The organism is Gordonia asplenii (assembly GCF_012933505.1).
GTDB lineage: Bacteria > Actinomycetota > Actinomycetes > Mycobacteriales > Mycobacteriaceae > Gordonia > Gordonia asplenii.
Genome location: NZ_JABBNB010000001.1, coordinates 213,564 through 238,386 on the forward strand (window position 1 = coordinate 213,564; position 24,823 = coordinate 238,386).

General features: G+C 67.2%; 21 protein-coding genes. 13 read left to right on the forward strand and 8 right to left on the reverse strand.

The genetic code is table 11. From position 1 onward, the window contains the following. Nucleotides 1-462: 462 nt before the first annotated feature. On the reverse strand, nt 463-741 hold the full coding sequence (locus tag HH308_RS00945; RefSeq protein ID WP_170192278.1) for a DUF2631 domain-containing protein: 279 nt from the start codon (nt 739-741) through the stop codon (nt 463-465). A 129-nt stretch (nt 742-870) separates the two neighbouring features. Here HH308_RS00945 and dxr point away from each other — a divergent pair, with 129 nt between their 5' ends. From dxr to HH308_RS00965, 4 genes are all read left to right on the forward strand, one after another. After that, on the forward strand, nt 871-2,034 hold the full coding sequence (gene dxr, locus HH308_RS00950; protein ID WP_170192279.1) for a 1-deoxy-D-xylulose-5-phosphate reductoisomerase: 1,164 nt from the start codon (nt 871-873) through the stop codon (nt 2,032-2,034). A 63-nt stretch (nt 2,035-2,097) separates the two neighbouring features. Further along, nucleotides 2,098-3,321: a M50 family metallopeptidase gene (locus HH308_RS00955; RefSeq protein WP_170192280.1), complete on the forward strand. Its 1,224-nt coding sequence runs from the start codon at nt 2,098-2,100 to the stop codon at nt 3,319-3,321. 47 nt (nt 3,322-3,368) lie between these two features. Then, nucleotides 3,369-4,544: a flavodoxin-dependent (E)-4-hydroxy-3-methylbut-2-enyl-diphosphate synthase gene (gene ispG, locus HH308_RS00960; RefSeq protein WP_170192281.1), complete on the forward strand. Its 1,176-nt coding sequence runs from the start codon at nt 3,369-3,371 to the stop codon at nt 4,542-4,544. 204 nt (nt 4,545-4,748) lie between these two features. Beyond that, nucleotides 4,749-5,540: a GNAT family N-acetyltransferase gene (locus HH308_RS00965; protein ID WP_170192282.1), complete on the forward strand. Its 792-nt coding sequence runs from the start codon at nt 4,749-4,751 to the stop codon at nt 5,538-5,540. Here HH308_RS00965 and HH308_RS00970 read toward each other — a convergent pair. Further along, complete coding sequence (locus tag HH308_RS00970; protein WP_170192283.1) at nt 5,500-6,783, reverse strand: beta-ketoacyl-ACP synthase II; 1,284 nt, start codon at nt 6,781-6,783, stop codon at nt 5,500-5,502. The genes HH308_RS00965 and HH308_RS00970 overlap by 41 nt on opposite strands. 40 nt (nt 6,784-6,823) lie before the next feature. On the opposite strand from HH308_RS00970, the gene HH308_RS00975 reads away from it, so the two are divergent. Next, on the forward strand, nt 6,824-7,399 hold the full coding sequence (locus HH308_RS00975) for a TetR/AcrR family transcriptional regulator (protein WP_170192284.1): 576 nt from the start codon (nt 6,824-6,826) through the stop codon (nt 7,397-7,399). A 9-nt stretch (nt 7,400-7,408) separates the two neighbouring features. Here the strand turns inward: HH308_RS00975 and HH308_RS00980 are convergent, their stop codons facing one another. Continuing rightward, nucleotides 7,409-8,068, reverse strand: a complete 660-nt coding sequence (locus tag HH308_RS00980) for a TetR/AcrR family transcriptional regulator (protein ID WP_312870247.1) — start codon at nt 8,066-8,068, stop codon at nt 7,409-7,411. Further along, nucleotides 7,971-9,542: an MFS transporter gene (locus HH308_RS00985; RefSeq protein ID WP_170192285.1), complete on the reverse strand. Its 1,572-nt coding sequence runs from the start codon at nt 9,540-9,542 to the stop codon at nt 7,971-7,973. Before HH308_RS00985 ends, HH308_RS00980 begins: the two co-directional genes overlap by 98 nt. A 130-nt stretch (nt 9,543-9,672) precedes the next feature. Between HH308_RS00985 and HH308_RS00990 the strand changes: the two genes are divergently transcribed. Beyond that, nucleotides 9,673-11,481: a penicillin-binding transpeptidase domain-containing protein gene (locus HH308_RS00990; protein ID WP_170192286.1), complete on the forward strand. Its 1,809-nt coding sequence runs from the start codon at nt 9,673-9,675 to the stop codon at nt 11,479-11,481. A 90-nt stretch (nt 11,482-11,571) separates the two neighbouring features. On the opposite strand, the gene HH308_RS00995 is transcribed toward HH308_RS00990, so the two are convergent. The 3 genes from HH308_RS00995 to HH308_RS01005 are packed head-to-tail and all read right to left on the reverse strand — an operon-like array spanning nt 11,572 to nt 14,458. Continuing rightward, nucleotides 11,572-12,345, reverse strand: a complete 774-nt coding sequence (locus HH308_RS00995) for a heme ABC transporter ATP-binding protein (protein ID WP_170192287.1) — start codon at nt 12,343-12,345, stop codon at nt 11,572-11,574. Further along, on the reverse strand, nt 12,342-13,403 hold the full coding sequence (locus HH308_RS01000; protein WP_376767151.1) for a FecCD family ABC transporter permease: 1,062 nt from the start codon (nt 13,401-13,403) through the stop codon (nt 12,342-12,344). The genes HH308_RS00995 and HH308_RS01000 overlap by 4 nt, the downstream gene beginning before the upstream one ends. Nucleotides 13,404-13,405: 2 nt before the next feature. Beyond that, nucleotides 13,406-14,458, reverse strand: coding sequence for a heme/hemin ABC transporter substrate-binding protein (locus HH308_RS01005; protein WP_211188063.1), 1,053 nt, complete (start codon nt 14,456-14,458; stop codon nt 13,406-13,408). Between the two features lie 92 nt (nt 14,459-14,550). On the opposite strand from HH308_RS01005, the gene map reads away from it, so the two are divergent. From map to HH308_RS01035, 6 genes are all read left to right on the forward strand, one after another. Continuing rightward, on the forward strand, nt 14,551-15,429 hold the full coding sequence (gene map / locus HH308_RS01010) for a type I methionyl aminopeptidase (protein ID WP_170192290.1): 879 nt from the start codon (nt 14,551-14,553) through the stop codon (nt 15,427-15,429). After that, on the forward strand, nt 15,426-17,015 hold the full coding sequence (locus HH308_RS01015) for a cobyric acid synthase (protein WP_312870248.1): 1,590 nt from the start codon (nt 15,426-15,428) through the stop codon (nt 17,013-17,015). The genes map and HH308_RS01015 overlap by 4 nt, the downstream gene beginning before the upstream one ends. A gap of 10 nt (nt 17,016-17,025) precedes the next feature. Beyond that, a complete protein-coding gene (locus HH308_RS01020) occupies nt 17,026-17,886 on the forward strand; it encodes an alpha/beta fold hydrolase (RefSeq protein WP_170192292.1) in 861 nt (286 codons plus the stop codon). Between the two features lie 96 nt (nt 17,887-17,982). After that, the gene (locus HH308_RS01025; RefSeq protein ID WP_170192293.1) at nt 17,983-20,265 is read left to right on the forward strand and encodes a glycerol-3-phosphate 1-O-acyltransferase; all 2,283 of its coding nucleotides are present in this window, start codon (nt 17,983-17,985) and stop codon (nt 20,263-20,265) included. Beyond that, complete coding sequence (locus HH308_RS01030; protein ID WP_170192294.1) at nt 20,262-21,767, forward strand: HAD-IB family hydrolase; 1,506 nt, start codon at nt 20,262-20,264, stop codon at nt 21,765-21,767. The genes HH308_RS01025 and HH308_RS01030 overlap by 4 nt, the downstream gene beginning before the upstream one ends. A 40-nt stretch (nt 21,768-21,807) precedes the next feature. Further along, on the forward strand, nt 21,808-23,184 hold the full coding sequence (locus HH308_RS01035; RefSeq protein WP_170192561.1) for a wax ester/triacylglycerol synthase domain-containing protein: 1,377 nt from the start codon (nt 21,808-21,810) through the stop codon (nt 23,182-23,184). Nucleotides 23,185-23,270: 86 nt separating this feature from the next. Here HH308_RS01035 and HH308_RS01040 read toward each other — a convergent pair whose 3' ends face one another. Beyond that, nucleotides 23,271-23,852, reverse strand: a complete 582-nt coding sequence (locus tag HH308_RS01040; RefSeq protein ID WP_170192295.1) for a TetR/AcrR family transcriptional regulator — start codon at nt 23,850-23,852, stop codon at nt 23,271-23,273. A 41-nt stretch (nt 23,853-23,893) separates the two neighbouring features. On the opposite strand from HH308_RS01040, the gene zapE reads away from it, so the two are divergent. Continuing rightward, complete coding sequence (zapE, locus tag HH308_RS01045) at nt 23,894-24,814, forward strand: cell division protein ZapE (RefSeq protein ID WP_170192296.1); 921 nt, start codon at nt 23,894-23,896, stop codon at nt 24,812-24,814. Nucleotides 24,815-24,823 lie beyond the last annotated feature (9 nt).

Consider the following 24,823-nt stretch of genomic DNA (forward strand, 5'->3'; position numbering starts at 1 on the left):
CAACTCAACGGTCAAATCTCCGCCATCGTGACCCACGCCGACGGTAACTAGTCGCTGATCAAGGCGACGATCCTCGGGAACACGTCGACGGCGGCATCGATTGGCGGATCCGCCGGCGACTCTGTAGATCCCGGGCCCGTTCTATCGGCCGGGCCGTTCACTGTCGTGCGCAATGACGGCGACGCTCGGAACGACGACGAGCCGCATGGCGTCCTCGCCCAGGGGCTGTACTTCTCGGCGCCCGACGCCGCGCGGACGATCGATGCGGGAGGCATCGAGTCGGCGGTGCATTCGTGGGCGTATGTCCCCGGATCCCTGGCGGCGATAGAACCAGTGCTACAGGGGATTTCGGCACGGCCAGCCCGCAGACTCGACACCAACCCCACACACATCGAAGAACCCGAACGGAAAATCCGTTCGGGTTCTTCGATTGATGCAGGGTTCAGCGGCCAGCCGCCGACGTCAGCTCCACTTGCGGCGCGACGGCCACCAGTTCTTGATCAGGAAGAACGCGAGAACCGCGGCGAAGCCGATCAGGTACAGGTCCTCGACCTTGCCCTTGTGATTGCCGATCATCATGAACAGCAGGAATGCGACGAAGAACCAGCCGACGACGGTGAACGTCTTGCGGGCCTGACCGTGCCAGCCGAATCGGGCCGACGGCGCGTCGGCCGGCTCGCGCTTCCAGCCGGTGTCGATCTGCGCGTGCGAATCATGTTCCTGCACTGCGGTTCCAGCCACGATCAACTCCTGTGAACTCCGGGATCGTCGCGGATATGCGACGGTCTGTAGTAGGTCGGCCTACAGCATAACCTCACCGGGTCGTGTCGCGGTGCCAAGGGGCGTGAGTCGGCGGGGGATAATCGACGGGTGACTTCCGACGAATCGCCTACGCGCGTCCTCATCCTCGGCTCGACCGGATCCATCGGCACCCAGGCGCTCGAGGTCATCGCCGCCAATCCCGACCGCTTCGAAGTCGTCGGTCTCGGAGCCGGCGGCGGCAACACCGATCTACTGATCGCGCAGGCACGCGCGGCCGGGCTCGGTCCCGATGCGGTGGGCGTCGCCAATCCCGACGCGGCCGACACCGTCGGCGCAGCCTTGGGCGCAACCGTGCTGTCCGGCCCCGACGCGATGACAGACCTGGTACACGCCTGCCCGGCCGACGTCGTACTCAACGCCGTCGTCGGATCCCTCGGACTGGCGCCCAGCATCGCGATCCTGCGGTCCGGCGCGCGCCTGGCGCTGGCCAATAAGGAATCGCTGGTCGCGGGCGGTTCACTCGTGCTCGACGCCGCGGCGCCCGGGCAGATCGTGCCCGTCGACTCCGAACACTCCGCCATCGCCCAATGCCTGCGGGCCGGATCGGCGGCCGAGGTGGACCGCCTGGTTCTCACGGCGTCGGGCGGACCGTTCCGCGGCTGGACTCGCGAGCAGATCGTCGACGTCACCCCCGAACAAGCCGGCAAACATCCGACCTGGTCGATGGGGCCGATGATCACCCTCAACTCGGCGACCCTGGTCAACAAGGCGCTCGAAGTCATCGAGGCGCACCTGCTCTTCGACGTGGACTACGACCACATCGACGTCACCGTGCACCCGCAGTCCATCGTGCATTCGATGGTCACCTTCGTCGACGGCGCGACCGTGGCCAAGGCGTCGCCGCCGTCGATGAAGCTGCCCATCGCGCTGGCCCTGGCCTGGCCCGAGCGGGTCCCCGGCGCATCGCTGGCCTGTGACTTCTCCACCGCGTCGGCCTGGACCTTTGAACCGGTCGACAACGACGTGTTCCCGGCCATCGAACTCGCGCGCGCGGCGGGTACCCGTGGCGGAAGTCTCACAGCGGTGTTCAACGCCGCCAATGAGGCGGCGGCCGACGCGTTCTTCGCAGGTCGGATCACCTTTCCCCGCATCGTCGAGACCATCGCCGACGTGCTGTCGCAGGCGGATCAGTGGGCCACGCCACCAGGTACGCTGGAGGAAGTGTTCGCAGCCGACGCGTGGGCCCGACGCCGGGCCGCCGAGATCGCCTAGACCTGTGAGCCCGCACAAGCACCGACCAGCCCAGCGTCGGCGTGAGAGAGAGTTGACCAACGAGTGAGTTTTGTCGTGGGCGTCGTCCTGTTCGCAGTGGCGCTGCTGTTATCGGTGGCGTGGCACGAATGCGGACACATGTGGGCTGCTCAGCGCACCGGAATGAAGGTGCGCCGCTACTTCGTCGGATTCGGACCGACGCTGTGGTCGACCCGACGGGGGGAGACCGAGTACGGCTTCAAGGCGCTGCCCCTCGGCGGATTCTGCGACATCGCCGGAATGACCCCGTACGACGAGATCGACGAGGCGGACCGCCCCCGCGCGATGTACCTGCAGAAGGCGTGGAAACGCCTGGTGGTGTTGTTCGCCGGTCCCGCGCAGAATTTCATCCTGGGCTTCGTCCTCGTATACGTCCTCGCCGTCGGGTGGGGACTGCCCATCCTCAACCCCGCGCCGGTCCCCGCGAAAGTCGCCTCGACGTTCTGCGTCACCCCGACCGCCGATGCGCAGGGCAACAGCGTGGGACCGTGCGTCGGTGCCGGTCCGGCCGCCGCGGCCGGACTGCGTGCCGGCGACGAGATCGTAGCGGTCGACCGAACACCCGTCAGCAGTGCTGCTGACCTTTCACCGATCATCCAAAAAGCAACGGGCCCAGTGCAATTGACGGTCAAGCGGGACGGCGTGGTGTTGCCGCAGCCGTTAACGATGACGCCGCAGAAGGTGACGCTCACCCAGACCAAGTCCGACGGCACCACCGAGAAGGTGACCATCGGGCGCGTCGGCCTGAGGTATCCGCAGCAGCAGCTGGTCAACGAGTACAACGTCGCGACCGCCATCCCCGGATCGATCGTATTCACCGGGCAGCTGTTCCAGGCGACCTGGGACGCGTTGCTCTCGATGCCGAGCAAGATCGGCGCCCTCTGGACCGCGGTCACCGGCGGTGAACGTGCCGTCGACACCCCGATCAGCGTCTACGGCGCCTCGGTGCTCGGGGGGCAGGCCGTCGAACGCGGAAACTGGGAACTGTTCCTGATCCTGCTCATCAGCATCAACTTCTTCCTCGGCCTGTTCAACCTCGTCCCATTGCTCCCGCTCGACGGCGGGCATATGGCGATCGTCGGATATGAGAAGGGCCGCAACATGATTCGACGCCGGATGGGCCGCACCGCGCTCGGTCCGGTGGATTACCTCAAACTGATGCCGCTCACCTACGCGGTGGTCATCGTTCTCGGCGCGTTCATGGTGCTGACGTTGACAGCTGACATCGTGAACCCCATCAAGCTCTAACCAGCCCGTTCGCAACAACCCGCTCGTAACAATGAGGAGAACGACACATGAGTGACAGTCCGCAGGCAATCGGCCTGGGAATGCCGGCAGCTCCGCCGCCGGTGCTGGCGCCGCGTCGCGTGACCCGTCAACTCAAGGTCGGCGGCGTCGGGGTGGGCTCGGATTCGCCGATCTCGGTTCAGTCGATGACCACCACCAAGACCCACGACATCAACGCGACGCTTCAGCAGATCGCGGAGCTCACGGCGTCGGGCTGCGACATCGTGCGCGTCGCGTGCCCTCGTCAGGAGGACGCCGACGCGCTGCCGATCATCGCGAAGAAGTCGAAGATCCCGGTGATCGCCGACATCCACTTCCAGCCGCGGTACATCTTCGCCGCTATCGACGCCGGTTGTGCGGCGGTGCGCGTGAACCCCGGCAACATCAAGGAGTTCGACGGCCGCGTGAAGGAGGTCGCGCAGGCGGCGGGCGACGCGGGCATTCCGATCCGGATCGGCGTCAACGCCGGCTCTCTCGACCCCCGGCTGCTGCAGAAATACGGAAAGGCGACGCCGGAAGCGCTCGTCGAGTCCGCCCTGTGGGAGGCGGGCCTGTTCGAGGAGCACGGTTTCGGCGACATCAAGATCTCGGTCAAGCACAACGACCCGGTGATCATGGTCGAGGCCTACCGGCAGCTCGCCGCACAATGCGACTATCCGCTGCACCTCGGCGTCACCGAGGCCGGCCCCGCCTTCCAGGGCACCATCAAGTCGTCGGTCGCATTCGGTGCGCTGCTGTCCCAGGGCATCGGGGATACGATTCGGGTGTCGTTGTCGGCGCCGCCGGCCGAGGAGGTCAAGGTCGGCGATCAGATCCTGCAGTCGCTCAATCTGCGGCCCCGCAAGTTGGAAATCGTGTCCTGCCCGTCGTGCGGCCGTGCGCAGGTCGACGTCTACAAACTTGCCAACGAGGTGACCGCGGGCCTCGAAGGTATGGAGGTCCCACTGCGCGTGGCCGTGATGGGCTGTGTCGTCAACGGTCCCGGCGAGGCCCGCGAGGCAGACCTCGGCGTCGCCTCCGGCAACGGACGCGGGCAGATCTTCGTCAAGGGGGAAGTCATCAAGACCGTTCCCGAATCGCAGATTGTCGAGACATTAATTGAAGAAGCGCTGCGCATCGCAGCCGAAACGGGTCAGGATGGTGACGGAAGTTCTGTCGGCTCTCCGGTGGTTACCGTCAGCTGATTTTTCGGCGGGTCGGTGCCGGGGAGCCCAGCCAGGGATGAGGTATCGAGAGTGCTGAAACTTCTGGGTCACGGGCCACCGGGCGCCGGGAGCGTAGCGAGCGGGCCCACTGCTACAGGCGCCGGGAGCGTAGCGAGCGGGCCCACAGTTACAGGCGCGGCGAGCGTAGCGAGCGGGTCGCACCACCTGCGTGCGGCCGACACGATGTCGGTGCTGCGCGCCCTCGACGCCGATCCGGTGGGCACCGCGATGGTCGCGGCGCGGGTTGAGGCGCACGGCGTCGAACCGCGGTCCCTCGGTGGTCAGCTGTGGAGTGCGGGCGATGTCACGACGTCGCTGTGCTTCTCGGGTGCGAATCTGATTCCGTTGCGCGGCAGCAGTTCTGACATGCATTACTTCGCTGATCGCGCGTTGTCCGCGCCGCGGGCGTGCTCGTCGATCGTCGGGCACGCCGAGTACATCGAACCGCTGTGGGCTACGTTGGAACCCACCTGGGGCCCGGCCCGCGAAGTACGGGACAACCAACCGTTGATGGCGTTGCAGCACGATTTGCTGGTGACTCCCGATCCGCACGTCCGGATGGTCACCTTCGACGACCTCGACTCCTATCTGCCCGCCGCAGTGGAGATGTTCATCGGCGAAGTCGGGGTGGATCCATGTGCCGGCGACGGTGGCCGTGCCTACCGGCGTCGACTCGAGTCGCTGGTCAGCGCACATCGCGTATTCGCGCGATTCGACGGCCGTGACGTCGTGTTCAAGGCGGAGATCGGGTCGCTGTCGCGGCGGGTGGGCCAGATTCAGGGCGTGTGGGTCGATCCCGATCTGCGCGGCCACGGTTACGGTGTCGGCGGGACCGCAGCCGTCGCGCAGGCCATCCTCGACAACGGACGGTTGCCGAGCCTGTATGTCAACGACTTCAACGGCCGCGCACGCAACGTGTACAACTCGGTGGGCTTCAGTCAAGTGGGGACATTCGCGACGGTGCTGATCGACTGAGGCGCGTCGTTTCCAGCAGGAGACTGACGTTGTGGCCGCCGAAGCCGACCGAATTCGTCAGTGCATAGCGCGCGTCGGTTTCTCGTGGTCGCGAGTGGACGACGTCGAGCTCCACGCCCGGATCCCCGTCGATGAAGTTGAGCGTCGGCGGAATGGTCGCCGAGGCCAAAGTCTTTGCCGTCAAAGCCGTTTCGAGCGCGCCGACGGCCCCGATCGAATGACCCAACGCGCCCTTGGGGGCGTATACCGACGCCTGCGGCACCACGTCTGAGATCGCACGTGCCTCGGCCGCGTCGCCCACACTCGTTGAGGTGGCATGCGCGTTGACGTGCGTGACGCGGTCGGCAGCGATGTCCGCCGCGGCGATCGCCTTGCGCATGGCCCGGGCGATTCCGTTGCCGTCGGGTACCGGAGCCACGATGTGATGACCGTCCGACGTCACTCCGGCTCCGACGACGTCGGCGATGGAGCGTGCGCCGCGTCGTCGGGCATGTGCCGCGGACTCCAACAGAACCAGCGCGCCGGCTTCGCCGAAGACGAAGCCGTCGCGGTCCCGATCGAACGGGCGGGACGCGGCCGGCGGATCGTCGTTGCGGGTGCTCATCGCGCGCATCATGGCGAAACTCGCGATCGGGACCGCGTTGATCGTGCCCTCCACGCCGCCGGCGATGACGACGTCGGCATCGCCGTCGGCGATCAACTGCCAGCCACGCGCGATCGCCTCGGCTCCCGAGGCGCAGGCCGAGACCGGTGCGAACACACCGGCTCGCGCGCCGAATTCGACCGCGACGGTCGCCGCCGGGCCGTTCGGCATGATCATCGGCACCGCGAACGGCGAGATCTTGCGGTAGCCCCGCGCGCGCATCGTGTCGACGGCATCGACGAGTGCCTCTGCCCCGCCGAGCCCGGTTCCGATGCAGACCGCGAGTCGGTCGGAGTCCACGATCGGGTCGCCCGCGGTGGTCCAGAGTCGTCGAGCGAGGACGAGGGCCTGCTGTTCGACGTAGGACATTCGCCGAGTCTCGACGCGAGTGAGGTGGTCGGACGGATGGCCGGCCAGGACCCCGCCGATGCGGACGGGCAAGTCGTATTCGTCGACGAAAGACGAGGTCAATCGGGATATCCCGGAGCGCCCGGCGAGCAGCTGCCCCCACACGTCGTCGAGGCCGTCGCCGAGTGAGGTGGTGAGGGCCGTCGCGGTGATCGACGCACGACGTGTTTCTGAATCACTTGCTTCATTCATGACTGCATGTCTATCTGAAGCAGTTGTTACAGTCAACAGTGTGCCCCGCCCGATCGACCTGTCGAAGCGAAATGATCTCGTCGAGAAGACTGCGGTCTATCTGAGCGACAACGGGCTCATCGACACGTCGTTGCGCGACGTCGCCACGGCGCTCGGAACGTCCGCACGGATGCTGGTCTACTACTTCGGCACCAAGGAAGCGTTGTTCTCGGCAGCCCTGGAAAGTCGCCGACAGAATTTCCGGGCGGCATTCGACGGTGTGTCGAGTACGGGTGAACTCGTGGACGCGCTCGAGTTGTTGCTGCGGGAGATGACCGTCGGCGACAAGGAGCCGGGTGCACGGCTGCTCGTCCAGATTCTCGGCGCCGGCAGTTCCCAGAACAGCGAATATCAGGCATATGCGCGGGCCGCGATCGGCGAGATGAGCGCGGGGCTCAGCGATGCTCTGCGGCGGATCGGCGCAGAGCCGGCCGACGCCGACCGGCACGCGAAGGTCATCGGAGCGGCGTTCCGGGGGATGTTGATCGACCGGTTTACCACCGCGGCGCCAGGCGAGGTCGACGCCGCGGCGGAGGCGATGTTCGCGATGCTCGTCGACCTCGCCGCCCGACGGTGAGTCGATCGCCTAGGATTCGCCGCTCACCGGCAGCCCCCGCTCGAACATCTCGGCCAACATCAGCAGTGTTTCCGGGCCCATCGCCGCGCCGGTGCGGCTGACCTGATTCACCGCGCCGATCATCGCTCCGACCACCACTCGCAGCGCGACGTCGTCGACCGGACCTTCGATATGCGCCTTGAGCGCAGCGATCAGCTCGTCTGCGGTCCGTTCGAACGCTCGAGCCTGCGCCGCACGCAGACTCGCCGACGACTGCAACAGCCGGGCCCGTTCGAGTTCGGTGGCCCGCGTCTCGTCGTCGAGGTAACCGAACAACAGCGACCCCATCCGCAGAATTTGCGCCGCGACGTTGCCGCCCGGGTCGATGGGACCCATGTTGGAGAGGAAGACTGCGTCGTAGTCGTCCTCGACGACGAGTGCCTCTTTCGTCGAGAAGTAGCGGAAGAACGTTGCCTGCGAGACTTCGGCGGCCGCCGCGATCTCGGCGACGGTCGTATTGTCGAAGCCCTTGTCGGCGAACAATTCGTATGCGACTGTGCGCAGCGTGACCCGTGTCTTCAACTTCTTGCGTTCACGGAGTCCGAGTCGATCGTCGTCCGGCGTCATCGCTGCCTTCGGCGGATCCGGCCGTCCGCGCTGCGTCGTCGGTCCCGCGTTGTTGGGGGTCACCGTTGCATTGTGCCGGAATCAAGACGCACAGGGTCAACAACACCGCGGTGAACCCGACGCCGATCAGCCCGGCGACGCCGAGGGCGTGCTGGTATGCGTCGACCACCGAATGCACCGAGCCGGGGGCGATCTGTCGCAGTTGCGCGGTCGTCGCGACCACATTGTCCGACGTCCCCGCGCGCAGCGGGGCGGGTAGCGCGGCGTCGTCGAGCCGCGCCGAATACACCGCCGCGACGATCGATCCGAAGACGGCGACGCCGAGTGCTGCCGAGATCTGCCGAATCGATTGCAGCAGAGCCGAACCCGAGCCGGCGTCGGCGGCGTCGAGATCGTTGAGCGCCAGTGTCATCGCCAACGGAAGGATGATGCCGAGGCCGAGGCCGAGGAGTGCGGCGATGATCACGTAGACGGCGGTGCCGCCGTCAGGACGCAGCCCCTGCAGGGCGCTGGACGCCGCGAGCAATCCCACGGCGACCATTGCGGTGGCGCGGCCGCCGAACCGGTCCACCGCGACGTCGGTCAGACGGGTGCCGAGGATCAAGCCGCCGATGATCGGCAGCAGGCGCAGGCCCACGCCGAGGGCGTCGGCGTCGAATGCGACGGCGAAGGCCTGCGCCAGTTGGAAAGTCGCACTGGCGAGAAGGATCATCGTCGTCGACGCGAGGACGGTACCGGCGAGGAAGCCCCGGCGGACGAACAAATGCAGATTGACCAACGGGTGCGCCGTGGTCAGCTCGTAGACCACGAAGGCGGCGGTGACCACCGCGGCGACAGCGATGAGCACGATGAACTGTGTTGACGCCCAACCTGATTCGCCTGCCTGAGTGAACGCGGCGACCAGCAGTCCGAAACCCGCCACCGACCCGACGACTCCGATGAGGTCGAAACGCGCGCTGCCGCGTGCTTTCGAGTTCGGGATCAGGTACCACACCGCGACGGCCGCCAGGGCGGCGATCGGCACGTTGATCAGGAACACCGACCCCCACCAGAAGTGCTGCAGCAGCACACCTCCCAGGATGGGACCGAGGGGCATACCCGCCGCCGACGACGCCATCCAGACCCCGAGCGCCTTGGTCCGGTCGGCCGGATCGGCGAACAGATCGGGGAGGACCGCCATCGACATCGGCATCGCGGCTGCGGCGCACAGGCCCAACGCCACCCGTCCGACGATCAGCAGTCCGGGCGAACCGGCGAAGGCACACAGCGCCGACGCCGCCCCGAACCCGACGAGTGAGATCGCCAGCAGCCGGCCGCGGCCGAACCTGTCACCGACCGCTCCCAACGGAATCATGAACGCGCCCAATACAAGTGGGTAGCACGTGGTGATCCATTGCAGTTCAGTCGTGGAGGCGTCGAGATCGCGTGCCAGAGTCGGGAGCGCGACGGTGAGCACCATCGTGTCCAGGCCGACGATCAGCATCGCGAATGCGAGAACTGACAGTGCGAGCCAGGGTGAGCGGGAAAGTCGTGGCATGAGGATCTCCCTTGTGAGAGTAATACTCATTTGAGAGTTACTCTCATTTGATTCGCTGTCAACCCGTCGGGCGTCGTCGTTCGGTGTGGCAACCGCTCGACAGCAGGCCGGCGACCTAACATCAGCCGTGATGAATACGATTCGACGACGTGGTGCAGCGCTGATCACGGTGCTGGCCTGCGTGGCGCTGCTCGTCGGAGCGACGGCCTGCTCGACCTCCGACGACGGACCGCGGCAAGCCGTGCAACGGTTTCTCAACGACGTGGCGTCGGGTGACGTCGCTGCGGCGGCAGCGCAGACCGACGACAAGGTCGCTGCTGAACCGTCCCTGCGAGGTGTGTGGCGTGGACTGCAGGCCAGTGCGCTCACCGCTACCGCCGGCCGGACCCGGATCAACGCCGACACCGCCAACGTCGACGTGGATTACCGATGGAAGCTGCCACGTGGGCGCGAATGGGCGTACACGGCATCTGTGGTGGCCGCCCGCACCGACGGTGGCTGGGGAGTGCGGTGGACTTCCACCGACATCCACCCCGACCTCGGCGCCAACCAGAAGCTCGTCTTCCAGGTCACCGAGGCGCCGCACGCCACCATCAACGAGGCGGACGGCTCCACCGTGATGACCAACGGCACCATGGTCGGCATCAGTTTCGACGCCAAGGCCGCGACCGATGCGGGCGGCAATGTCGTCGACTCGGTGACGCGGTTGGTCTCGGCCGTCAGTCCATTGCGTCCGGATCTGTCCGCACAGGCCGTCATCGAGCAGTCCACCGCTAGTGACACTCCGTACCCGATTGCGCGCCTGAGCAATTCGGACTACGACCGGCTCCGAGATCAATTGGCCATCCCCGGGGTGATCGCCACCGATCAGGCCGAGCTGACCGCAACCGACAAGACGTTCGCGCCCGCACTGCTTTCGCAGGTGAAGAAGGCGGTCGGGTCCGAACTCGACGGCACCGTCGGGTGGCGGATAGCAGTAGTCAATCCGAACGGCCTCGTCGCCGACATCGTCACCGACAACGCGGCTAAGCCTGCCCCCGCGGTGACGCTCACGTTGTCCAAGTCGGTGCAGCAGGCCGCGCAGATCGCGGTGAACGGCAGTTCGCGATTCAAGACGGCGATGGTCGTAATCCAACCGTCGACCGGCAACATCCTGGCGATCGCGCAGAATTCGTCGGCCGACCGCGACGGGCCGATCGCCACTACGGGCCTCTATCCGCCCGGGTCGACGTTCAAGATGGTCACGGCGTCGGCGGCGATCACCCACAATCTGGCGCATCCGTCGACACCGGTGCCGTGCCCGGGCGAGATTCAGATCGGTCCCCGCCTGGTTCCCAACTACGACAAATTCTCCCTCGGCACCGTGCCCATGCTGAGCGCCTTCGCCAACTCGTGCAATACCACCTTCGCCAAGCTCGCCAGCGAGATGGGACCCGCCGACCTGGCGAGCATGGCCGCATCCATGGGGCTCGGGCGGAACTATACGATCGCCGGGCTCGACGCCGTATCGGGCTCCGTTCCGATCGCGCCGGAACTCGTCTCCCGCAGCGAGGACGGCTTCGGGCAGGGCAAGGTTCTCGCGAGCCCGCTGGGTATGGCCCTCGTCGCGGCGACCGCCGCGCGCGGATCGGCGCCGACCCCCCAGCTGATCGTCGGGCGGCCGACGAAAGTCGAAGGGCCGCAACCGACCATCGCCCCAGGGGTGATCGAACAGCTCAGGACGATGATGCGGGCGGTGGTCACCGAGGGCACCGCGACGGTGATCGCCGGACAGGGCGCCGTGTACGGAAAGACCGGTGAAGCAGAGTTCGCCGGCGGCTCCCACGCCTGGTTCGCGGGTTACCGGGGCGACCTCGCATTCGCGACGCTGCTCGTCGGCGGCGGCGACTCCACCAACGCCGTCGCGGTGACCCGCGACTTCTTGTCGATGCTGGGCTGAGCACAGCCTGGTGGCGCTGCGTCGCCGCGACTCTAGAACAGCCGCCCCGACCGCACCAGCGCGGGTTCCTCCAGATCGAGTTCCCCGACCTCACTCCCGGCGCGGCACGATCACCGCTTGGCCCGTTCGTGGGTGGGCGATGATTTCGACGGGATGGTCGTAGATCTCCGACAGAAGGTCGTCGGTGAGTACTTCGGTGGGTGTCCCGGTCGCGACGATCCGGCCCGACTTCATCAGCGCGACCCGATCGGCGTAGGCGGCCGCCAGCGAAAGGTCGTGTACGACAATCAAAATCGCCACTCCGCGGTCGCGTGCGCGGCGCAGCACCCGCAGCGTGGCCTCTTGGTGGGCGATGTCGAGGGCGGCGGTCGGCTCATCGAGCAGCAGGACGGGTGTGCGCTGGGCGAGCGCCCGCGCCAACGCGACGCGCGCCTGCTGACCACCCGACAACTGCGCGACCGGACGGTCGACGAATGCGGTGAGATCGCAGTCGGCGATCACCTCCTCGACGATGCCCGACGACTCACGCGCCTGCGGCGTCCTCGACCACGGGTAGCGGCCCATCTCGACGACTTCGCCGACGGTGAACCCGATGTCGGGCCGATTGTGTTGTGTCACAACGGCTCGGCGTCGCCCCCTCTCGATCGCCGACAGATCCCCGACGCGGTCGCCGCCGATCGACACCCGCCCCGACGACGCCGGACGAAAGCCGCCCAGCGCCGACAGTAGCGTCGACTTCCCGCAGCCGTTCGGCCCGACGAGGGCCATGATCTCCCCGGAACCGACCGCCAGGTCGACACCTGAGACGACGTCGGTGCCGTCGAGGCGCACCGAAACCGATTGTGCGACAAGAACATCACTCACCAGCCGGCCCCCGCATTCCGGCTGCGTCGCAGCAGGACGAAGAACGCGGGCCCGCCGATCAACGACGTCAGCATGCCAAGCGGAAGGTCGGCTCCGGTCATCATCGTGCGGGCGGCGAGATCGGCTGCCGCGATTACCAGCGCTCCGCCGATCACGCTGGCGGGCAACAGAATCGCGTGCCGCGGCCCGACGATCAGCCGCATCACGTGCGGGATCACCAGCCCGACGAACATGATGATCCCGGTGAACGCGACGCCCGCCGCGGTCAGGATCGCCACCAGCACGATGGTCTGGCGCCGGATCGACTCGACGTCGACGCCCAACGACGCAGCCTGCACCTCGCCGAGCGCGAGCAGGTCGAGCTTGCGGACCAGCAGAAATGCCGCACCCACCCCGACGATCACCAGCGGAAGCACCACCCAGATGGCGCCCCAGGTGGCCGCGGTCAGCGACCCCAGCTGCCAGAACACGATCTGCTCGCGAGCCGCCGTCGACGCCAGGAAGGTGAAGTAGGCGATGATGCCCAGCGCAAACGCGTTCACGGCGATGCCGGTGAGTACCAACATGATCGACGACGACGTGCCGTTGCGCAGCGACATCAGGTACACCGCCGCGACGGTCAGCAGCGCGGCGACGAACGCGGCGGCGGCCAGCGCCCAACCGTTCACGCCTACGCCGCCGATGACGATCACCGCGCACGCGCCGACCGCGGCCCCCGACGACACGCCGATCACCCCCGGTTCGGCGAGCGGATTGGCCAACACGCCCTGCATCAGACATCCGGCCGTGCCCAGCGCCGCGCCGACCAAGAGCCCCAGGATGATCCGCGGCAGCCGGATGGTCCACAGGGTGTGCTCGCCTTGCGGATCCGACGGCATCGGCCCGACGTCGAGCCGGAAGTGGTGGGCGATGCTACCGAGCACCTCGGCGGGGGAGATGTGGATCTGTCCGGTGCCCGCCGAGACGACCACCACGAGCAGTGTGAGGACGGCGAGCGCGCCGAGTATCCCCGTACCGCGAGTCAGGCGCGGCGTCGAACGCCGGGTGGCGGCGGACACGCTCACTGATAGATCGACTTCGCCAGCGACTGCAGCACCCGCCCGACGTCGGGCCCGAAGGACAAGATCTCGGTCTCATCCATCGCGACGATGCGCCGGGCCTTGCCCGCGCTGGTGTCCGAGACGCCGGGGAGCTTGAGCACGCCGTCGATGCCGCCGACCGAGTCGGCGCCCTGACTCATCACCAGCACGACGTCGGGGTTGGCATTCGCGAGTGCTTCGGCGTTCACCGACGTGAAGGCGCCGGTCAGCCCCGACGCCGTGCCCGCGTCGCGGCCGCCGAGTGTGGCGATCAGGTCGTCGGCGCCCGATTGCGGTCCGGCGAGCAGGACCAGGCGCGACCCGCGGATGTAGAGGAAGGCGATGCGCGGAGTGCCCGACGGATTCGGGATCGACGCCTTGGCCGTGGCGATCTGCTCTTGCGTGCGCTTGACGAGCGCCTTTCCGGCGTCGGGCACGCCGAGTGCCGCCGCGACCGCCGTGATCAGTGCCGGAGTCGACTCGACGGTGCGGGTGGAGCTGAACGCGACCACCGGGATACCTGACGACCGGACCTGCTCGACCGCCTGCGTCGGAATGGTCTGCGAATCCACCAGCACCACGGTGGGATTCAATGCCAGCGTCGCTTCCGCATTGAGGCTGTGGCCCCGATTCGTCACCACCGGCAGCGCCGCGGCCTGCGGGAACGTCGACGACATGTCCCGCCCGACGACGTGTGATCCCAGCCCCAGCGAGAAGACGATGTTGCCCAGCGTGCCGTTGCGGTCGACGGCGACGATCCGTGCGGTATCGGTCACGGTCACCTTCCCCGCGGGCTGCGACCCGGTGGCCACCGAGTCGACGGTCGTCGGCAGCGTCGACGCCGGGTTCTCGGCGATCGGTACCACCGCGGGACCGTCGATCTTCGCGGTGGAGGGACCGGCGCGCAGGTGGGCGGCGGTGGCCGACGGCGACGACGACGAGTCCAGCGGCGCGGTGGTGCACCCGGCCAGCAGCACGACGCCGCACAGCAGCGCCCCGACGGTGAGGAGCAGGGAGGTCGACGATGTTCTCAGTGCACGCACGCGATTCACACTAGTCTTAAGTTTGGTGGACCTAAGTTCGGCGGGGACATACCCGGCCGCACGGTGGGATTACAGTAGATCCCATGTCTGCACCCTCCACCCACCGTGCGCCGTTGGTGCCCGGCAAGCTCTCGCCGACCCGGCGCGTCCCCGACGACATCGAACGTCCCGAGTACGCCTGGAAAGACTCCGTCAACGAGGGCCACGAACCGTGGGTGCAGACCCCGGAGACCATCGAGAAGGTTCGCGTCGCGGGCAAGATCGCCGCGAACGCGCTCGCCGAGGCCGGCCGCGCGGTTGCGCCGGGGGCCACCACCGACCACCTCGACGCCATCGCCCACGAGTACATGATCGACCACGGTGCCTATCCGTCGACGTTGGGCTACAAGGCTTTTCCCAAGTCCTGCTGCACCTCGCTGAACGAGGTGATCTGCCACGGCATCCCCGATTCGACGGTGATCCGCGACGGTGACATCGTCAACATCGACGTCACCGCCTACATCGACGGGGCACACGGCGACTGCAATGCGACCTTCCTCGCCGGCGACGTGTCGCAAGAGGCCGCCGACCTCGTCGAGCGCACCCGTATCGCCACCGAACGCGCCATCAAGGCGTGCAAGCCGGGGCGTGAACTCAACGTCATCGGGCGGGTCATCGAGTCGTACGCGAATCGCTTCGGCTACAACGTCGTTCGCGACTTCACCGGCCACGGCATCGGTGAGACATTTCACAACGGGCTCGTCGTTCTGCACTACGACCAACCGGACGTGTCGACCATCATCGAGCCCGGCATGGTGTTCACCATCGAGCCGATGATCAACCTCGGCGGTCTGCGCTACGAGATCTGGGACGACGGCTGGACGGTCGTCACCTCCGACCGCAAGTGGACCGCGCAGTTCGAGCACACCCTGGTCATCACCGAGGACGGCCCGGAGATCCTCACCCTCCCCGACGCGGTGTGAGCTCGCCGCTCGCCGGTCTCACCGGTGCGCTGCTGATCGGCGGGACCACGTCCGACGCCGGGAAGTCGCTCATCGTCGCCGGGTTGTGCCGGGCGCTGGCGCGCGCCGGGGTGCGCGTCGCGCCGTTCAAGGCGCAGAACATGTCGAACAATTCCGTCGTCACGCTCGACGGCGGGGAGATCGGCCGCGCGCAGGCGATGCAGGCGCACGCGTGCGGGTTGGCGCCGTCGGTGCGGTTCAACCCGGTGCTGCTCAAGCCGGGCAGCGATCGGCGCTCGCATGTGGTGGTGTCGGGCGCGACCGTCGGCGAGGTCGGCGCGGCGGACTACGCGTCGTGGCGAAATCGGTTGCGCGACATCGTCATCGACGAGCTGACCGCGCTCCGCCGCGACTACGACGTGGTGATCTGCGAAGGCGCCGGATCGATCGCCGAGATCAACCTGCGGGCCTCCGACATCGCCAACATGGGACTCGCCCGCGCGGCGCGACTGCCGGTGCTGCTCGTCTCCGACATCGACCGCGGCGGGTCGCTGGCCCACCTCTTCGGCACCACTGCGATCCTCGACCCCGACGACCAACGGCTGATCGCCGGCTACCTGATCAACAAGTTCCGCGGCGATCCCGCCCTGCTGGCGCCGGGCCTGGAATCGTTGCGGCAGTTGACCGGACGCTCGACCCTCGGCGTGATTCCGTTCGCGCAGGGGCTGTGGCTCGACGCCGAGGACTCGCTCGGCGTCGCGGTGGGGCGCAGGCTCGGCCCACCGGCCGCCGAGGTCGCCGGGCCCCGGCTGCGTGTCGCGGCCATCCGCCTCCCGCGGATCTCCAACACCACCGACGTCGAGGCGCTGGCCTGCGAACCCGGCGTCGATGTGACCTGGGTCGACGACCCGGCGTCGGTCGCGGCGGCCGACCTGGTGGTACTGCCTGGGACGCGGGCGACGGTCAGCGACCTGCGCTGGCTACGTGAACGCGGCCTGGACAGCGTTGTGGCACAACGGATCACGCGAGGCGCACCGGTGCTCGCGATCTGCGGGGGCTATCAGATGCTCGCGCGCGACATCGTCGACGACGTCGAGTCGGGCAGCGGGACGGTGTCCGGGCTCGGTTCGGTGCGCCAGCGTGTCGTCTTCGCTCCCGATAAGACGCTGCGGCAGGTGCAGGGCGCGTCGATCGCCGGTGGCCTGCCGGTGCGCGGTTACGAGATCCACCACGGCAGGATCGTCGACGACGAGGACACCCCGTGGCTGGTCGACGCCGACGGCGGCGTCGAAGGTGTTCGCCGCGAGGGAATCTGGGCCACGCATTGGCATGGTGTGCTTGCCGACGACCGGTTCCGGCGGGCGTTTCTGCGCGACGTCGCCGCGGTCGCCGGCAGCGACTTCGTCGGGGTTGCCAGCGGCGACTTCGTCGCGGTTGAGGCGAGCTACGACGGCGCGCGAGAGCAACAACTCGACCTGATCGCCGACCTTCTCGTCGAGCATCTCGACCTGGATGCCGTCGCCGACGTGATCGCCAACGGGGCGGGGGAGCAACCGGTGCTCGAGCTGGTCGGCGACCACCGCCCGCACAACAGCGGATGGCTATAAACTGATTCGAGTGACTATCGAGCAGCGTGCCGTGCAGGTCGGCGACTTCACTTTCGACGTCCGCATCGGCACGCCCGACGACGCGCCCAAGCCCAAGGGCAAGAAGAAGATCTATCTGCCCACGGTCCTTCTGCTGCACGGCTTTCCGCACAACAGCGACTGCTTCGACGACGTCGTGCCGAGGCTGCTCGACGCCGGGCTGCGGACCGTCGTGTTCAATCAGCGCGGCTACAGCGCCGGCGCGCGGCCAGACGGCGTCGACAGCTATCTGCTCACCCACCTGGTATCCGACGTGATCGGCATGCTCGACGCCCTGGATCTGTCGCATGTCCTGCTGGTTGGGCACGATCTCGGCGGCCTCGTCGCGTGGCATGTCGCGGCCAAGCACCCGCAACGGCTCAACGGCCTGGTCACCGTGAGCGTCGGCCATCCCAGCGCCATCTCCGATGCACTGCGCGAAAGCGACGATCAACGCAAGCGGTCGTCGTACATCAAGATGTTCACCGCTGTGGGTTCGGAAGACAAACTCCTTGCCGACAACGCAGACCTGTTGCGGCGCATGGGACTTCCCGCCGACTCCATCCCGCCGCTGCAGGAGCCGGGCGCGTTGGCGGCCGCGATGAACTGGTATCGCGCGATCTTCACCGGCGACATCGCGGGCAAACTCGCGTGCGGCCCGATCGAAGTGCCGACCACCATGATCTGGAGCGACCAGGACGTCGCCCTCGGGCGTGAGCAGGCCGAGATGACCGGTCGCTACGTGTACTCCGACTACCGGTTCTGCGAGCTCAACGGCGTCGACCACTGGATCCCGGAGAAGGCGCCGGCCGCGGTGGCCAGCGAAGTCGCCCTGCGGTCGTCGCCGTTCTGACCCGGCCTCCCGGCGCCGATGGGCGTCAATCCGATCCGCCGGGGCGCAAGATCGGACACAATCAACTGTCGATTCGAGTGGAGAAGGTGGGCGTTGGTGGCCGAGATCGTTCTGGCGGACGTGCGGACCGCGGTCGAGCGGGAGATAGTCGTCGAGTGGGCGGGCCGCAGTCACCCCGGCGTCGAGGTGGGCACCCTCGACGAACTCGACGTCGACGGTCTGGACCCGGCGACGTCGTTGATCCCGGCACGCGTGGTGTGGCTGCCGCCGGTTCGCAAGGGAGAGCGGCGGGTGGCGCTGGCGGATGCGATCGTGCTGTCCAATCCGCGACGGCCGCCGGCGTTTCGGCAGCAGGCCATCCGCAGGCTGGGCCCCGATCGCGTCCGCGTGGTCGAGGGTGTTCCGGCTACGGTCGCCGACCTGCGTCGACGCTACGACGCCAAGCAGGCCCCCGGTGAGTCGTTCGCCGCGTTCGTGGGGATGGCGGCGTCGATCACCGCCGAACGCGCCGAGCTGGAACTGATCGGCGCGCGCTACAAGGTTCCGCGCCTGGTCGCCGAGCAGATCAGCTCGTCGGCCACCTTCCAGGAGGGTGCCGCCGCCCTGGCGACCGAGTTGGGACGGACGGCGAGATCCGTCGCCCAAGAGGCGACCGACAAGATGAGCACCTTCGTCGCGACGCAGAGCAGGCTGATGCGCGACGTGTTCACGTCGACGTTCGGCATCCTGTATGAACGCGCCTGGAGCGTGTCGGTCGACCTCGACACCCTCGGTGAACTACGAGCGCTCAACAAGTCGAGTTCACTGGTGTTCCTGCCGTCGCACCGGTCGTATGTGGACACGCTGATTCTCGACAGCGTGCTCGACGGCCACGATTTTCCGCCCAACCTCGTTCTCGGGGGCGACAACCTGGCGTTCTGGCCGATGGGTCCGATCGCCCGCCGCGCGGGAACCATCTTCATCCGGCGCAAGTTCGGCTCCGACCCGGTCTACAAATTCGCGATGCGGTCGTATCTGTCGTTCATCGTCGAGAAGCGCTTCAACCTGGAGTGGTACATCGAAGGGGGTCGCAGCCGCACCGGCAAGCTGCGACCGCCGATGCTCGGCCTGCTCGCGTACGTCGCCGACGCCGTCGAGACGCACGACGACGCCGACGTGATGATCGTCCCGACGTCGATCGTCTACGACCAACTGCCCGAGATCACCGCCATGGCTCGCGAGTCGGCCGGCGGTGCCAAGACTCCCGAAGACCTCAAATGGCTGGTCAAGTACGCGCGTGGCCAGCGCGAATACCGAGGTGAGGCGCGGGTGCGCTTCGGTGAGCCGTTCTCGCTGCGCCAAGCGCTCTCCGACGCGGGCACCGGTCGGGCGAAGCTGGAGAAGGTCGCCTTCAAGGTGATGGACGAGATCAACGCCGCGACGCCGATCTCGGCGACGTCGCTGGCCGGTTTCGCGTTGCTCGGCGCGGAGGACCGTGCGTACACCGCACACGAGATCGAGGTGATCCTCGCGCCGCTGCTGCGTTACATCGACGCTCGGCAACTGCCCGGACCCGATCCTGCGCTGTGCCGCGGCCTCGGCCTGCTCGAGACGCTCAGCGAGCTGACCGGCGCCGGAGTTCTGGAGACCTTCGACGGCGGCCCCGAGCAGGTGTGGGCGATCGCCCCCGAGAACCACGCGATCGCCGCCTATTACCGCAACGGCGCGCTGCACCACTTCGTCGATCGGGCCATCGTCGAACTGGGTCTGCTGGCCGTCGCCGACGGCACGGTCCGCGCGACCGACGGTCTTCTCCCGCCCGCCCAGCAGGAGGCATTGCGCATCCGCGACCTGCTGAAATTCGAGTTCTTCTTCCCGGCCAAGGACGAGTTCCTGCACCGGCTGGGCGCGGAGATGGACATCATCGCGCCCGAGTGGCGCGACGTGGAACCGACGCAGGAGTGGGTTCACGACACGCTGTTCGACAGCGGCGGCATGCTGCTGGCCCGACGATCCCTGCAAACCTTCTTCGACGCCCAGCACGTCGTCGCACGGCATCTGGTCTCACTCAAGGCCGACGACGTCGACAAAGAGGCGGTCCTCGCCGACTGCATCGGCCTCGGGCGTCAGCTCGCGATGCAGGGCGTCGTGCAGAAGGATTCGGTGTCGCGCGAGATGTACGACGCGGCCTACCGACTGGCCGCCAACCGCGGTGCCGTCGGACCACAGGCCGACGATGCGCAGGCCGACCCGCTCACGGCGCGGCGAGTCTGGCTCGCCGACGTCGACGACATGCGTGACCGGCTGTCGCGGATCGCGGAAATCGAGGCCGAGCAGGCGGCCGGACACAACGATGCCGGACACAACGAGGCAGGACACGACGAGGAGGCTGGCCGGTGAGCGCGTTGACCGACCGCTTGGAGCAGATCAAGGCGGCACCGTCGGGTAAGCAGATCGGCGCATTCTTCGACTACGACGGCACACTGCTCGACGGTTTCTCCGCGACGGCGATTCTGCGCGCGCGACTGCGCAGCCGTGAGGTCACCGGCAAGGAGGTGCTCGACGGCCTGCTGATCGCGTTGCGCGGGTGTTCGTCGGAGCAGGACTTCGCCGAGGTGCTCGCCGCGACCAAACCGGCGTTCGTCGGCAAGACCTACGCCGAACTACTCGAAACCGGCGAGGAACTGTTCAAACACGACACCTCGTCGAAGCTGCGGCCGCAGATGTGGCAGATCATCCGGGCCCACCGCGCGAAGGGCCACCGGATCGTGATCGCGTCGTCGGCGACCCGCTTTCAGATCGAGCCGATCGCCAAGCAGATCGACGCCGATCACGCGCTCGCGACCGACGTCGAAGTGATCGACGGTGTCTGCACCGGCAATATTCTCGGGCGTCCGCTGTGGGGCCCGGGCAAGGCCGCCGCCGTGCGTCGACTGGCCGCCGAATACGACCTGGACCTCGGGGCGTCGTTCGCCTACAGCGACGGCAACGAGGACGTTCCCTACCTCGAATCGGTGGGAAATCCGGCGGCGGTGTCGCCTCAGCACGAACTGCGGGCCGTCGCCGAGTCGCGCGGGTGGCCGATCCTCGACTTGAGCAATCCGTCGTACAGCACGGTCGGGCAAGTCGTGCGGACGAGTGCCTTCTACGGGGCGTTCCTCGGGGGAGCGGCGGTCGGCTTCGTCCGGGGAATGCTCAGCGACAATTCGTCCGAGGCGATGCAGACGTCGGTGGCCGAGGGCATCGACGCGGGTTTCGCCCTGGCCGGGGTGAATGTCGAAGTGCTCGACGGCGCCGAATACCTGACCAGCGCCCGACCCTGCGTCTTCCTGTTCAACCACCAGTCCAAACTCGACCTGCCGGTGATGATCCACCTCATCCGCCACCACGCGACCGGCGTAGCCAAGAAGGAGATCCGCGATCTCCCGCTGTTCGGGCAGATCCTCGAGGTCGGCGGCGTCGCCTTCATCGACCGTGCCAACGCGGGTAAGGCCATCGAGCAGCTTGCGCCGGTCGTGCGCAAGATCGAAGAGGAACAGTTCTCGCTCGTCGTCGCACCCGAGGGAACCCGATCGTCTACGCCGCGGATCGGCACGTTCAAGAAGGGGCCGTTCCACATTGCGATGAACGCCGGAGTACCGATCGTGCCGGTGGTGATGCGCAATGCGGGTGAATTGATGTGGCGCGGAGCGCAATTGATCAAACCGGGCACCGTCGAGGTGCGGGTGCTGCCGCCGGTCGACACCTCCACCTGGGTACCGGAGAAGGCGGGCGACTACGCCGAAGAAGTGCGTCAGCAGTACATCGACGCGCTGGCCGACTGGCCGGTGACGGCCTTCGACGACGGACGGATGACCAAGACGATGGGATTGTTCGAATGGCGGGAGTCGTCGCGTGACTGAGTCGAAAGACCAACCGCTCGCCTGGGGTACCGAACCGGAGATGAGTCCGGTCGACACCGTGATGTGGCGCGGCGACTCCGACCGCCGACTACGCTCGACCATCTCGATGGTGGAGATCTACGACTGCGAACCCGACTGGGATCGCCTTGTCGCGGCACATGATTGGGGCAGCCGGATGGCGCCGCGATTCCGCCAGCGCGTGGTGGAGTCGCCGCTGCGGACCGGTACGCCCAGTTGGCAGATCGACCCCGACTTCGATCTGCACTACCACCTGCGGCGGATCAGACTGGCCGGTGACGGCTCGATGCGTGATCTGTTCAGCCTGTGCGAGCAGCTGGCGATGACCCCGCTCGATCCGGCCCGCCCGCCGTGGGAGGGCTACCTGATCGACGGTCTGGCGTCGGGGAAGACGGCGTACTTCCTCAAGGCACACCATGCGCTGACCGACGGCTTGGGAGCGATTCTCGTTCTGGCGCAACTGCATTCGACGACCCGCGACCCCATTCCGGGCAAACCGCAGCCGCCTGCGCCGATCAGCCGAGACCTCTCGGCCCTCGACGTGCTCACCCGGCAGGTCGGGGAGGAGATCTCCCGGCTGCCGAAGCTGGCGGGAATGGTGTTCGACGGTGTGCGTTCACTCACCGATCCGCAGAAGGCGTTGAGCCGGGTACTGCGTTACGGGCGCTCGGTGCCGCGGGTCGCCGGAATGATCAGCCCGACGGGGTCGCCGCTGCTTGCGGGACGCAGCGTGTCGTGGCGATTCAGCGCGTTCGAGGTCGACTTCGCGGCGATCAAAGCCGCGGGCGCGGCGACCGGTGCATCGGTCAACGACATCTACCTCGGTGGACTGATCGGCGGATTCCGGATCTATCACGAGGCACTGGGCCACCCGATCGAGTCGATGCCGGTGGCCATCCCGATCTCGGTGCGCACCGACGCCGACGCCGCGGGCGGCAACCGAATCGCCGTCGGGCGGCTCGCCGGTCCGGTCGGCATCGTCGATCCGTTCGAACGGGTCCTCACCATCCGCGAGCAGGTGCGCGCGGCCCGCGGGGAACCGGCCGTCGACATCTTCAACACCATCGGGCCGGTCCTGGCCTGGCTGCCGGGGCCGGTGTTGACGCAGTTCAGCGGCACGACGTCGATGAACGACCTGCAGGCCAGCAATGTTCCGGGCATCCCCTGGGAGACCTTCGTCGCAGGCGCCAAAGTGGAGCGGATGTACCCGTTCGGGCCCCTGCCCGGGTGCGCGGTGATGGCGACGATGATCACGCACAACGGAGTCGCGTGCCTCGGTCTGAACATCGACGCCGCGGCGGTCACCGAGCTGGAGCTCTTCGCCGATTGCCTAGTCCAGGGATTCAACGAGGTTCTGGCCCTGGGCGATTCGGGCGAGAGGCTCAAGCACGTGGTGTGAGGGGGTGGCTGGCTGAGTTGAAACCGCCCCCCGGGTGGTCGAGTAGCCGTTGCATTCCCGCTGCGGGAAGTGTCGACGACGTCGGCCTACGCCACCAACGCCACCAGCCAGCGTCGGACAAGTTCTTCAACCACGTCGTGCGGTTCGTCTGCGGTCAGACTCCGGTGCCCGTAAGTGAAATCGAGGGCGATGCCCTCGATGAGGGTCAGCAGATCCGCGGCGCGTGCCGACGGATCGTCGGCGCCCAGCGCATCGAGTAGGCCCGTTGCCGCGTCGATGGAGAACAGGCAGCGTGCCAGCGCGGCACGATGCCCCTCGTCTGCCGCAGCATCAGGAGCAAAAGCGTAGCGGGCCAACAGATCTCGACGACGTTGCCCGAGGAGGTCGACCAAGTAGGCCGCGATCTGCGCGGCAGCGCCGTCGACGCTGATCTCGGTTGTGGTGCCGCCGGACAACTCCGCGAACCTTGCCCGCGACCTCTCGGTCAGGAAGTCGATCGCGGCGTCGATGAGCGCGGCGCGCGTCCGGAAGTAGTACGACGTCGAGCCCTTCGCGATTCCTAGCGCCGCGTCGATCGCGCTGTGGGTCACCGCGTGGTTGCCGCCGCCGGCGGCGAGGTCCAATGCGGCGTCGCAGATCGATAGTCGTCGTGAAAGTCGGTGGGGCATCTCACAATTCAACCAAACTCTACGATGATAGAGTCTCGCTCATGAGAATCGACGGACGGCAATTGGATCGGGCACAGCGCTCGGCGATGGACGCGCTCGCCGATCCGGCCGGATCCGACGTCTACCTGTGGGGTCCGCCGGGCCGCGGGAAGTCCTGGCTGGTCGACGCCCACCTGGCGTCGATGTCCCGGAAAAGGGTGTTGCGCAGTCACTTTCACGAATTCTTCGCCGACGTCCACCGACTGATCCGCACGCGCGGTTCGCTGGCGGACGCGCTCGACGCGCTGCTCACGGGGCTCGACGTCGTGTGCTTCGACGAATTTCACGTCCACGACCCCGCCGACGGTCAGTACGTGACCGCTCTGCTCGACGCCATCGGGACAAGACGGATCAGGCTCATCGTCACCTCCAACTATCCACCGGCCGGTCTGATGCCGAACCCGTTGTTCCACAGCATGTTCGAGCCGACGATCGACCTGATCGAGCGCCGGTTCCGGATCGTCGAATGCGACGGGGGCGTCGACTATCGCGCGTCGAGAGCCGACCGGGCACCCGGCGCGTGGCTCTGTCCGGGAACGCATGCACAGCTGCGCAGCGTCGGGCTGCGCCGACCCGCGGCGGCAGAGCGCACGACGGTGAGTCCGGCCGGACACCCGATCGTCGCGACGCGAGCCCGGGCCGGCGAGATATGGTTCCGCTTCGCCGACCTCTGTGCGACCGCCACCGCGCCGATCGACTACCTGGCGCTCGCCGACGAATACCGGCGCTGGGTGATCACCGACGTACCCGATCAACTCGATGCCGAACCGGCGCAGCGATTCGCGAACCTCGTCGACGTGTTGTGGGAGAAGCGAACCGAGGTGATCGTCGCGGCGTCGAATACTCCGGATTCTCTCGAGTCGGCGGGCGCCCACGACCTCGATCGGATGCGCAGCAGGCTGCGTCAACTGCCGATGGCATAGGTGGTGGCA

What these genes read in the sequence shown, in the direction of transcription:
- ispG (WP_170192281.1), top strand. Translation starts at nt 3,369, where the DNA reads ATGAGTGACAGTCCGCAGGCAATCGGCCTGGGAATGCCGGCAGCTCCG.
- HH308_RS00965 (WP_170192282.1), top strand. Translation starts at nt 4,749, where the DNA reads ATGTCGGTGCTGCGCGCCCTCGACGCCGATCCGGTGGGCACCGCGATG.
- HH308_RS00970 (WP_170192283.1), bottom strand. Translation starts at nt 6,783, where the DNA reads ATGAATGAAGCAAGTGATTCAGAAACACGTCGTGCGTCGATCACCGCG.
- HH308_RS00985 (WP_170192285.1), bottom strand. Translation starts at nt 9,542, where the DNA reads ATGCCACGACTTTCCCGCTCACCCTGGCTCGCACTGTCAGTTCTCGCA.
- HH308_RS00990 (WP_170192286.1), top strand. Translation starts at nt 9,673, where the DNA reads ATGAATACGATTCGACGACGTGGTGCAGCGCTGATCACGGTGCTGGCC.
- map (WP_170192290.1), top strand. Translation starts at nt 14,551, where the DNA reads ATGTCTGCACCCTCCACCCACCGTGCGCCGTTGGTGCCCGGCAAGCTC.
- HH308_RS01035 (WP_170192561.1), top strand. Translation starts at nt 21,808, where the DNA reads ATGAGTCCGGTCGACACCGTGATGTGGCGCGGCGACTCCGACCGCCGA.
- HH308_RS01040 (WP_170192295.1), bottom strand. Translation starts at nt 23,852, where the DNA reads ATGCCCCACCGACTTTCACGACGACTATCGATCTGCGACGCCGCATTG.
- zapE (WP_170192296.1), top strand. Translation starts at nt 23,894, where the DNA reads ATGAGAATCGACGGACGGCAATTGGATCGGGCACAGCGCTCGGCGATG.